General features: G+C 70.7%; 7 protein-coding genes. 4 read left to right on the forward strand and 3 right to left on the reverse strand.

The window, feature by feature from the left end; translation table 11 throughout:
• The coding region (locus NBW84_RS05100) for a TIGR03986 family type III CRISPR-associated RAMP protein (protein WP_250282167.1) at positions 1-1,587 on the forward strand (1,587 nt) is incomplete at its 5' end.
• 1,336 nt (positions 1,588-2,923) lie between these two features.
• On the opposite strand, the gene NBW84_RS05105 is transcribed toward NBW84_RS05100, so the two are convergent.
• On the reverse strand, positions 2,924-4,408 hold the full coding sequence (locus NBW84_RS05105; RefSeq protein ID WP_250282168.1) for a hypothetical protein: 1,485 nt from the start codon (positions 4,406-4,408) through the stop codon (positions 2,924-2,926).
• Positions 4,409-5,500: 1,092 nt separating this feature from the next.
• Here NBW84_RS05105 and cas6 point away from each other — a divergent pair.
• The 3 genes from cas6 to NBW84_RS05120 all read left to right on the forward strand — a co-directional run bounded on the left by cas6 (position 5,501) and on the right by NBW84_RS05120 (position 7,589).
• Positions 5,501-6,373 (forward strand): CRISPR system precrRNA processing endoribonuclease RAMP protein Cas6, encoded by an 873-nt coding sequence (gene cas6 / locus NBW84_RS05110; protein ID WP_250282169.1) that lies wholly within the window; start codon positions 5,501-5,503, stop codon positions 6,371-6,373.
• Positions 6,374-6,465: 92 nt separating this feature from the next.
• Complete coding sequence (locus NBW84_RS05115; protein WP_250282172.1) at positions 6,466-6,762, forward strand: hypothetical protein; 297 nt, start codon at positions 6,466-6,468, stop codon at positions 6,760-6,762.
• A gap of 143 nt (positions 6,763-6,905) precedes the next feature.
• Complete coding sequence (locus NBW84_RS05120) at positions 6,906-7,589, forward strand: response regulator (RefSeq protein ID WP_250282174.1); 684 nt, start codon at positions 6,906-6,908, stop codon at positions 7,587-7,589.
• 100 nt (positions 7,590-7,689) lie between these two features.
• Here the strand turns inward: NBW84_RS05120 and NBW84_RS05125 are convergent, their stop codons facing one another.
• Positions 7,690-9,291 carry an AAA family ATPase gene (locus tag NBW84_RS05125; RefSeq protein WP_250282176.1) on the reverse strand — a complete coding sequence of 534 codons (1,602 nt, stop codon included), beginning with the start codon at positions 9,289-9,291 and terminating at the stop codon, positions 7,690-7,692.
• A 350-nt stretch (positions 9,292-9,641) separates the two neighbouring features.
• The coding region (locus NBW84_RS05130) for a GAF domain-containing protein (RefSeq protein ID WP_250282179.1) at positions 9,642-11,253 on the reverse strand (1,612 nt) is incomplete at its 5' end.

Raw genomic sequence — 11,253 nt, forward strand, 5'->3', positions numbered from 1 at the left:
AACATCGACCGCAAGCACGACGAACGGGTCTTCTTCTTCGATCCCCGCAACGACCTGCGGGAAACCTACGAGCTCGACAAGCGGCTGCGGGACATCTGGCGCGACATCATCTACAGCTATACGGCGGCGCATCGTCCCGGCGAACTGAAGGAGCCCGACCCCAAAAACCCGGGAGCACTCGTATCGAGCCGTCACCTGGTCCCCCCAAAGGGCATGGAACCAGAGAAAATTACCGACGGTGACCTGCTCTACGTCCGGCTGGACGCCCGCGGTGAGATCGACAGCCTGTATCCGGTGACGATCGCGCGCGAGCTGTTCAGCGTCCCACCGAGCGAGCTGCTGCCCCCGTCGCTGCGGCCCGCGGACTCGATCAGTGAGCTGTCCCCCGCGGACCGGGTGTTCGGCTGGGTCCGCACCGAGGACCGTCCCGGAGCCGGGCCCGACGGCCGGCGCGACCCGGCTGGCGCCTGGCTCGGCGCCGTGCGCATCGGCCCGGTGCGCTGCGACCAGGCGTCGGACGCGCCCGCCGAGAGAAAAAGCCTCCCGCCGCCGGCCGGCGGGCCCGCCGTGGAGCGTTTCCGGGATCCGGGCCTGCCGCTGGCGATTCTCGGCCAGCCCAAACCCGGCCAGGGCCGTTTCTATCTCGGCACCGAACGCAACGGCCATCCCGCGCCGCTGCCGGCCGGGCTGCCCAAGGGGAGCTGGTTCGTCTCCGAGGGCCGAATGCTGCGCGGACGCAAGGTCTACCCGCATCACGCCGGCCTGCCCGACCGCTACTGGCAGGACCCGGCCGCCGACCGCACCCAGAGCCTGGACGGCGGGCGCTACCAGGAATACCGTCGACCGCGAAAGTCCGCGGTACCGGAGAACAATTCACGCGCGAACCCGCTGAACCGCGACGGAACCGCGTTCGCCACCCTCACCGGCGGCGGGGAGAAGGACGAGAACCGCGACGACCAGAACCGGTCGATCGAGGGCTGGGTCCGGCCCGGCACGACGTTCACCTTCAGCGTCGACGTCCGTAACCTCACCGGGGCCGAGCTGGGCGCGCTGCTGTGGCTGCTCGACCTGGGCGCCGGCGAGCCGAGCCGTTTCCACCGGCTGGGCCTGGGCAAACCGCTGGGTTTCGGCAGCGTCCAGCTCACCGTCGACCCGGCCCGCACAGACCTGCGCACCGGCGAGTCGTGGGCCGAGTACTACCGCTCGATCATCCCGGACGAGCCCGTTTCCGACGGTTTCCCGGCCGCGGCCCGAGAAACCGTCGGCGAGTTCCGGCGGGCGGTGGCCGGCGGCGATGACGAGCGGTTCGAGCAGGTCCCGCACATCCGGGCTTTCCTCGCCGCCGCCACCGGAAATCCGCTCACGCCCGTGCACTACCCAAGGGTCCGCCCGAACGGCCTGCGCACCGACGTCCCGGTACCCCCCGACCCCCGCGGCCGCTCGTTCGAATGGTTCGTCCAGAACGAACGCCAGGGCCGCGATGTCCAGGGCGCCCGCGGCGTCAGTCTCCCCGACCTCGGCGCCGCATCCTCTCCCCAGCCTCTCTCCATCTATCCCGGCAAGGATCAGCCCAGCAAGGACCGCTGACGACGGGGACGACAACCACGGCCGCGATCCTTCCCGGCCGCCAGCCGTACCGTGCGCTCCGCACAGTACGGCCCCACCCCACCCGAAGTATCGGCCGATCACGAGATTGAGGGAACAAGTGGCTGTGATAGCAGCCGTTTGCACCCTCAATCCCATGAGCGGAGCGGGATACGACCGGTGGCGCTCCGGCCGCCCGGCGCCGGGGTGTGCGGTCGGGCCCGGCGTGGTCTGCCGGTGACGGGCGGGCGGCGGCAAGGGCGGGATGGCGGCGGCGGTGGTGTCATGGGCTGAGTTGTTACGGGCTGACGGCGCTGTCGCACGCTGACGGCGGTAGCCAGCCGGGGGCGTCCGGCTGGGAGGAGCGCTACCGTCGGTTACTGAAGTCATGTCTTGCGGGGGCTGGAGGGAGGGGATGCCGGTGAGTACGGCTGCGGGGCGGTTGGCGGCGTTGGCTGGCATTCCGCTCGTCTCCCGGCACGTGCAAGGCACTTTCGGGCCGGCGACGCTCCGGCTCGCCGGGGCCCGCGCGGTGCTGGACCTCGACGACGGCGGCAGCCCTCCACTGCGCCTGACCTGGACGGACGAACCCTGCCAGGCAACGGATACACCTGGCCGGACGACGGGCAGGCCGGGCCGGACGACGGTGGGCCGCCAGCTCGCGGACCTGCTGCGCACCAGGGGCACGGCCGTGTTCGCCCGGCCCGACCTGCTGCGGCTCGCCCGCCGCAGGAAGATCACCGATCTGCCGATAACGGCACCGGCCGCACCGCGATCCGTGCAGGCAACCACGGTCCGTGACGGCGTCCGCCTTGAGATCACCTCATGGCCGGACCCCGCCGCCGGGACCCGTGTCCCGCGGAACACAGCCCCTGACAGCCATGACCGCGGCCTCCGCCCGGCTGGAACCCGCGTTCCGCGGAACACAGCCCCTGACGATCAGGCCTCTGAGCCCCAGCAGGCTGGGGCCCGCGTTCCGCGGAACACAGCTCCCACGGCATCGACAGTCCCCGGCGCTGGGCACGAAACCGAGCACGGGCCCCGAACAGCCCCGACGGTTCCAGCTCCGACGGTTCCAGGTGGCGCGCCGGCAGCCCCGCTGTCGGCAGCGGGAACGTCTACGGCCCACGATCCGGATCGTGACGCTCGGGATGCCCACACGACCGGCTTCGGGGCATGGGCCGGGACACGGGCCGTCGTGCTGTCCACGGCACAGGCACGTGACCTCGCGGACCTGCTGGAGGCATGGGCCGCCCTGCCGCCCGGCTGACGGCCGGGTCCAGGTCCGGGTATGTGACGGCCAGGTATGTGACGGCGCCGGCTGTGCTGTTTCTCGGCATCACGCCACCCCGTAGCCGTCAATGCCACGCAGCAGGACGTCGACCCAACAGACACCGGCCCCGGCGACGAGGCGCGTGAAGCGGCCGACTTCGGCTTCGGCCTCCTCCTCGCCCAGCCGCAGATGCCGTCGGAAGGCCGCGACAACGTCGGCCTTCTTGCCGTACGCGGCATCGACAATCACCTTTAACAACCGAACTGTGACGGCATTGAGTACCGGTTCACGAATGACACCGGCCTCACGCGCGGCACCAGGCTCACGAGTGGCACCAGGCTCACGAGTGGCGTCGGAACCCGGGGCGGGAGGAGCCGCGTCAGGTCCCGCCCCGGGCATCCGCGCATCCGGACGGCTCTTCGGCCACGCCCCTGGCCGGCCGCTTTTCGGGTGGGTCTTCGGCTGGCTCTTCGGCGCGGTTCTCGAAGGGACCGCCTTCGGCCGCGGCCCCGGATTCTCCCGCCGGCCATAGCCATCGCCATGCGTGTCGGGATGCGTGTCGCCATGCGTGTCGGGGTGCGTGTCGCGCACCCGCCCGTCATCGCTGGGACGAACAGGCGGCAGGAGTTCGGCGATGATCGCCTTTCGTGCGGTGTCGGCGTCCGCCTCGGCCGCGCAGGAATCCTCGACGGACGGCACGTGATCGCCGATACATTCGTCCGGGCCGGTCTCATCCGGAACCCCGCCGGGCCGTCCGGCGAGCGGACCGGCAACGGCCCGCGCGTAGAAGTCGGGGTTGCACCGGCGCAGCAGCGCGAGCGAGCGCCGCAGCCGCTCGTCGGTCTCCCGCTCGCTGAGACCGAACCTGAGCTGCATTTTCGGCAGCGAGAACGGGTCGGTGATCTCGTCCCGGAGACCAAGCAGGAAATGGATGAGAATGTTCTGGCCGACGGGGTCGGCGCGCAGCGGCGCGGCCCATTCAGCGGTGCTGATCGCTACTTCCGGACGGGTCGGCAGGCCGCGTTCGGCGGCCGATTCCCGGCGCACGGTCGGCACGATCCGCCCGGCCGTGGGGAAGTGGACGAGCTGCGCCCACACCGCCCGCAGCCAGCCCGGCGGCTCCGGCGAGATTCCCCCGGGGAAGGCGGGGTGGCACAGCATGGCGCCGTGAACGGCGGCCTCCTGCCATTCGGCCTCGGGCGTCACAAGATGGTCACGGACGACGATCAGCTCACGAACTTCCTGACCGGCATTCGAGCCGCCGGCGATCGTCGGTACGTCGCCCATGAGAGCGGCACGTATCCGGCCGAAACCGTCCATGAGCCGAGGCGTCCACTGGTCCATGCAACGCTGGCAGAGCGGGCCGGGTATCGGGTGGGCGGCGTCGAACATGGGTGGCCGGTCGGGACGGCAGGCGCACGTCCCCGGCTTGGCCCGGTGGACATCGCGGACGATCACCGCCCACAGCGCCGGGCCCACCAGCTCGCGGAAGGCCGCGAATGCGTTGTTGTCGTCCTCGTCCGCGATGTCGGCGAGTGTCAGGGCAGCCATCGGTCCTCCTGTGTTGGGCACGCTGAACCACGGGTGGTGATCCGGCAACAAAGCGACGCCACGAAGACGCCACAGCACTCGGATGCTCCGAGTGCTTCACAGGGGACCGGGACCGCGAAGATCCTGGTCATCGACCACACGCCGCGCGTAGTGGCCGGTCGGCAACGTACTGGGGCTCGTCAGCCCCTGTCAACACCCACCCATTCCGGACGGGACGCCCCGGCCGCCGGCCCCATGGGCCCTCGCCGTCCGGCCCAGCGCCATCGGGTTCGGCGCCGCCCAGCGCCAAGCCCCCACATCCGATCGTCACCCGAGCTCCCTCCGCACGTCAGAGCCACAAGCGAACACGGGAAGCGCACGATTGTGCCGCTTTCGACTCTGCCCCCGACCGCCCTCCTGCTGGAGAACAGGTCAGATTAGGGCATGCCCCGTCACGCCCCGCGGCAGGGTGCCCACGACACTCCCAGTCAATCCCCTGCGCACCATCGCAAACACAAAGAGCAACGAATCGGGCCATTTTCACGATCACCGAGGACGCGCGGACGCTCTCCTCTGAGAGCCGTAGGCAGAAACCGCCGCGGTGACAACAGCCACCACCTACGCCCCCGGACTCCGTAGGTGGAAACCGTCACGATAACAACCGGAATCACCCATATCTTCCGCAGTTCCGCAATCGCACTCCGGCCGCCGGGCCGGCTTCCGCCCGACACGGAGATCCGGCCCCATGGACCGAAAGCACCGGAACGCGGAAGTCCGGATTCTGTTTCAAGCCGATGCGGAAAGCCGGAGCTCTACAGCCCAAGGTGCACGGCGCATTCCAGATGCTGAACTAGTTTCAATCCGATGCGGAAGGCCGGGGCGCTGCGACAGTACCACCGGTCCCGGGGGTGCTGACCCGCGCTTCCCACCGCTCCGTCGTCCGTCAGGGATGGGTGGGTCGTGTCGATGCGGTACGGGCGGGGTGGGGACGTTGGCGGGGCCCGGGATGGTGTGGCCGCTCCGGCGGCCTACCGTGAGATTCGGGTCGGGTCCTGGGCTGTGGCACGGGCAGGCCGTGGCAGGCCGGGACGCCGAGGATTGGAGAGGTGAGCTGTGCCCGCTCGCGTTGTCGTGTCCGTCAGGCCGGTATCCCCGGGGGCGTTGCCGCCACCGTACACGGGGCCGGCGGTCAACGCCGCCGTGCTCGCGGCCGTCCGCGAGGAGTTGTCGCCCGAAGCCAGCGCGTACCTGCACGACGGGCCGCCGCCGCGGCCGTTCGCGATCACCCCGCTCCTCGACGAGCACCAGCGCGCCCCCGGCCGGTCGTCGGCCAGGGTCCGTTTCGAGGTCGGAATCCTGCTCGACGAGATCACCAGCTCGATGCTCGCCGCTCTCCGCAACCGCGACCGGTGGCGTTTCGGCTCCACCGACTACGTGACCGAAGCGGTCGAGCTCGCCGGGGGCGAGCCGTACCCGGATCTGCTCGCCGCCGCTCCCCCGGCGACGTCCTGGGCGTTCGGGCTGGTCACGCCGGTCAGTTTCGCCACCGGACGCGATGACGGCGTGCGCCGCCAGCGCATCCTGCCCGATCCCGAGCGCGTGTTCGGCACGCTGGCCTACCGGTGGCGGGCCTGGGCGCGGGATCTCGCGCCGTTACCCTCCGACATCGATGCCACGATCGACGGCCATCTGGAGCTCGTCGAGACGACCCTTTCCAGCGCCGAGTACGTCGTCAAGATCGGGGCGCCGAAACGCCGCGGCTGCGTCGGGTTCGTCCGCTACCAGCTTGCCGCGCCCGCGGACGTCCCGCCGCGGACGCGCGCCGCCCTCAACGCCCTGGCCCGTTTCGCCTGCTACGCGGGCATCGGCGACCGTACCCCCAGCGGCATGGGCTACGTCGTCGCCGACCCGGACGGCCAGCACCGCATCCGGCGCCCGGAGCGCGTCAGGCGTACGGACGGCGCGCCGTCCCGCGCGCCCGCGTGACCGCACCGGCCCGGGGCGGGGCCCCGCCCCGGGTGGTTGCGGCGGTCGAGCTGGGAAATGCTGCAAGATACAGGTGAGAAGGGAGCGACCGTATGACCGACACGAAGACAGCCTGGGACGACGTGGCAAACAGTCTCACCACGCTGGGGCAACGGGTGAAGGCGCACTTCGACGACGTCGTCGGCGAGCGTCCGTTCGACCGCAGGGGAGTCGACGAGGCGCTCGCCGAGCTCCGCGCGACCCTGGACCGGGCCTACTCCGCGGCCGGCCAGGCTGCGAAGGACCCGACGGTCCGTGAAAGCGCATCGAAGATCGGCTCATCGTTCGTGGACGCACTGTCCAGCACCTTGATCGACCTGGGCCAGCGCCTGAAGAAGCTCCGCCAGTAGCGGAACCTGATCCAGGCGAGTTTGTCGTTGTGCACGCTTTCCGGTCCCGCGGGCGTACACAACGGCAAACTCGCGGCGATCTTCCGCGGCCGGCGGGCGGCCCGGATGGTAAAGGGTGAGACCTGCGGGTAGCGTGCTTCGCCATGGATCCGGTACGGGTATTTCTTCTGGATGATCACGAGATCGTCCGGCGTGGCATCCGGGAGGTACTGGAAGATACCGGGGAGATCCGGGTCGTCGGCGAGGCGTCGAGCGCGACCGAGGCGCTGCGCCGCATACCCGCGTCCAACCCGCAGGTCGCGCTGTTGGACGCGCGGCTGGAGGACGGCAGCGGTATCGACGTGTGCCGGGACATCCGCTCCGCGCACCCGGAGATCGGCTGCCTGATCCTGACGTCGTACGACGACGACGACGCCCTGTTCGCCTCGATCATGGCGGGCGCGGCCGGCTATCTGCTCAAGCAGATCAAAGGCACGGATCTCGTCGGCGCGATCCACACCATCGCCTCGGGACGTTCCCTGCTGGACCCGGCCGTCACGCAGAAAGTGCTGGCCCGGCTGCGGGAGGGCCCGGCCGAGGACGGCAGGCTGGTGACTCTCAGCGACCGGGAACGGGAGATCCTGCTGCTGATCGCCGAGGGGCTGACCAACCGGCAGATCGCCTCCCGGGTCCACCTGTCCGACAAGACCGTGAAGAACTACGTGTCCGCGATTCTCGACAAGCTCGAGCTGACCAGCCGCACCCAGGCGGCGGTTTACGCCACGAAACTCCAGGGGCAGCAGAAAGAGCAGCAACAGGCCGTCCAGAAAAAAGCCGCCCAGAAGTAGGCCCGCCGGGCAGCGCGGAACACGGACGGGCCGCGTACGCGGGCGGCGGCCCAGTCCCAGTCCCAGGCCCAGTCCCAGTCCCGCCGGCCCGGATCGCGTTTCAGATCACGTTCACGCGGCGTTGGACGGCCAGGAGCGCCTCACTGATCGGCACCGCGGTCTGGATGACGCTGGCGGTTGGCCACGGTTGCGCGCGGGCCGCCATCGCCTGGTGGACGGCGAGGGTGGCGTCGGAGGGGTCCTCCCCGGCGGCGGCCCGGCGGGCGATCCGCGCGGCAGCCACCTCCGGGGAGGTGACGCAGCGCAGCTCGACGAGTTCGCTGCTGGTCTGCTCGGCGAGGCTGGCGGCGGCGGCCCGATGCCCGGCCGTGGACCACGACGCGTCGAGCACCACGTTCTCCCCCCGTTCCAGGGCGTGGCCGGCCCGGCGCAGCAGCTCGGTGTAGGTGGCGTCGGTCGCCTGGGCGTCGTAGGGCCCCTCGAACAGGCTGGCGGGCACGTGCTCGCCGGCGGGCAGGCCGGCCAGTTCCTTGCGGACGATGTCGGAGCGCAGCAGCACCCAGCCGTCATCGGCGTCGGCGAGCTTCCCGGCCAGGGTGGACTTGCCGGTGCCGGGCAGGCCGCCGATGAGGACGAGCCGGACCCGGCCGCGCCGCAGGTGCGACAGCGCGATCCTGGCGAGCCGGCGCGCCTGCCGGGCGGCCTCCGGCACGCCCTGGCTGGCCCGGATGCAGGAGACCTTGGCCCGCACCAGCGCCCGGTAGGCGATGTAGAGATGCCGCAGCGACGGCGGGTGCGTCTCTCCGGCGAACTCCCCGTACCAGGCCAGGAACTTCTCGGCGGCGTCGGCGGCGCCGAGGCGCTCCAGGTCCATGGCGAGGAAGGCGACGTCGCCGAGCACGTCCCCGAGCCGCAGCCGGCGGTCGAACTCGATGCAGTCGAGCACCCGCGGGCCGTCGTCGAGGCAGTAGATGTCGTCCGCGAGCAGGTCGCCGTGCCCGTCCCGGATCCATCCGGCGCGCTGCCGGCCGGCCAGCAGCGCCGCCCGGCCGGCAAGGTAGCGGGGGGCGAGCCGGCCGATCTCGTCGATGACACTCGCGTCGATCAGCATCCCGCTGAACGGCGCGATCCCGGTGAGGCTCTCCCGCCACAGCCCCTCGAGGGTGGCTGGGCTGCCCACCTCGGCGATCTCGGCGGAGGTCGGGCAGCGCTGGTGGAAGGCGGCGAGCAGCCGGGCGAGCGCGCGTAGCTGCCCGTCCACCCGCCGTCCCATGGCGATCATGCTGGACAGGCGCCGGTTCGCGGGCATCCGCCGCATCACGACCATGTGGTCCACCAGCGTGCCGGCGCTGTCGCGGATGTCCGCCACGCCGAGATAGACGTCGGGGGCGAGGCGGCGGTTGAGCTCGACCTCGGCCCGGCAGGCCGCCTCCCTCGCCTGTCGGGTACGGAAGTCGAGGAAGCCCAGGTCCAGCGGCTTCTTCACCTTGTAGACGCGGTCGCCGGAGAAGTACAGCGTCGCGCTGTGCGTCTCGATCGTCTCCAGGTCGGCCAGCTGCGCCATGGTCAGCCGCGGGCCGGTGAAGCGGATGTCGGTGAACCGCGGGCTGTCGAACTCGGGGCGTCCGACCTGGAGATACATGTACGGACGCGCGTGCGGGCCCGTACGCTCCGGCACTGTCGTCCGGCCATCGACGGTCATGACACCTCCAACGTCAGAACATGTGGCGGCGGCAGGCGCGATAGTGATCATCCGAGTCGGCCGGACCAGCCGACCGGCACCGGCCCCGGGCACGCCGCCGCCGCCCGATGTCCATCCTGAGCTGGGAAGAAGGTCGAAACGACCGTCGGAAGTTTCTTCGGGGACGGGCCGTTCGGACCCCGCCACCCGGACCTCCGGCCCACGGCTCCCTCCGGATGGCGCTTCCCCGGACGGACGAAGCGTCCCAGGCAGCTCACGCATCCCGCACGGTCCAGCATCATACGAGCATGATTGATGACGTTGAGTAAGATCAGCCGGCCTGACCGGCTGTGGTGGGAACTGTGGGTGACTCAGGTCAGGGGTACGGACCAGCGCAGGTGGGTACCGCCTTCGGGCCCCGCGGAGAGGTCGAAGGTACCGCCCAGATCTTCGGCTCGGCTGCGCAGGTTCGCAAGCCCGCTACGACGCTCCGTGCTCCCGATGCCCACACCATTGTCGATCACGTCCACGTCGAGCCGGCCCCCGGCGGCCCGTACGACGACCTCGACGCTGCTGGCCCGGGCGTGCCGGGCCGCGTTCGACAGGCCCTCCCGCACCACGGCGAGCAGATGATCGCCGGCCGCCGCGTCCACCATCGTGTCCAGCGGGCCTTCGAACCGCAGGTACGGCGCGAAGCCGAAGGCGTCGCTCACCGCGTCGACGACGGAGGAGACCCGCGCCCGCAGGCCGGAACCGGCCGTCGCCCGCCGGCCCCGCAGCTCGAAGACGGTCGAGCGGATCTCACGGATCGTCACGTCCAGGTCTTCCACGTACGTGGCCATCCGGCGGGCCGGCCCTGGCCGCTCCTCGGCGGCGGCCAGCCCCTGCATGCCGAGCGCGACGGCATACAGCCGCTGCATGACGTGGTCGTGCAGGTCACGAGCGATCCGGTCCCGGTCCTCCAGGACGACGATCCGCTCCCTGGCAGCCCGCGCCTGGGTGATCTCGAGGGCTGTCGCCACATGCCCGGCGAACGCCGCCGCCATATCGAGATCACTGTCCGTGAACGGTGTGGCCCCGTGCCGCCGGCCGAGCACCACCGCCCCGTTGGCCACCTGGGAGCCGGCCAACGGGACGATCATCAGCGGGCCGATCCCCTGCGCGTAGGGATCGTTGCCACTGGCCTCGGCCGCGGCGTCCGAGACGAGCAGCGGCGCGCACATCCGCACCGCCTTGCCCCCCAGCGAGTCGTCCATAGGGATCAAGGTGCTCTGCAGCACACCGGCATCGTCACCGTCGGCAACCTCAACGGTCAGGTGCGACGAGGACTCCCCGCTGAGGAGGATCGCGGCCACGTCCGCGCCGGCGAGCTCCCGGGCCCGGCTGACAATCATGTTCAGTGGCCGCTCGCCGTCACCGAGTACGTGGCGGGTGATGTCCGCCGAGGCCTGCAACCACCGCTGGCGACGTTGCGCCTGATCGAACAGCCGGGCGTTGTCGATGGCGATCCCGGCGCTTGCGGCCAGCGCCAGGACGAGTTCCTCGTCCTCGGCCGTGAACGTCCGGCCATTGCGCTTCTCCGTGAGATAGAGGTTGCCGAAAACCTCGCTGCGGACCCTGATCGGAACACCGAGGAAGGTCCGCATGGGCGGATGGTTCGCCGGGAAGCCGACGGCCCGGGAATTCGTCGCGATGTCGTCCAGGCGGAGCGGCTGTGGCTGCGCGGTGAGCAGGCCCAGCACCCCCTGCCCCCGCGGCAGCTGCCCGATCTTCTCAACCAGTGACGGCTCCATGCCGACATGGATGAACTGCTCGAGATGTCCTTCTCTGGCGATCACCCCGAGGGCGCAGTACCGGGCGTCGACCAGCTGGCAGGCCTCCTCCACGATGCGGCGCAGCACCACCTCCAGGCTGAGGTCGGCGATGACCGTCCGGGTGGCCCGCAGCAGGCCGCGCAGCCTGCTCTGCGTCTCGATGACGTCC

Origin of the sequence: Protofrankia sp. CiP1_Cm_nod2, from assembly GCF_920664355.1 — a bacterium.
GTDB lineage: Bacteria > Actinomycetota > Actinomycetes > Frankiales > Frankiaceae > Protofrankia.

What these genes read in the sequence shown, in the direction of transcription:
- NBW84_RS05125 (WP_250282176.1), bottom strand. Translation starts at nt 9,291, where the DNA reads ATGACCGTCGATGGCCGGACGACAGTGCCGGAGCGTACGGGCCCGCAC.
- NBW84_RS05120 (WP_250282174.1), top strand. Translation starts at nt 6,906, where the DNA reads ATGGATCCGGTACGGGTATTTCTTCTGGATGATCACGAGATCGTCCGG.
- NBW84_RS05105 (WP_250282168.1), bottom strand. Translation starts at nt 4,408, where the DNA reads ATGGCTGCCCTGACACTCGCCGACATCGCGGACGAGGACGACAACAAC.
- NBW84_RS05115 (WP_250282172.1), top strand. Translation starts at nt 6,466, where the DNA reads ATGACCGACACGAAGACAGCCTGGGACGACGTGGCAAACAGTCTCACC.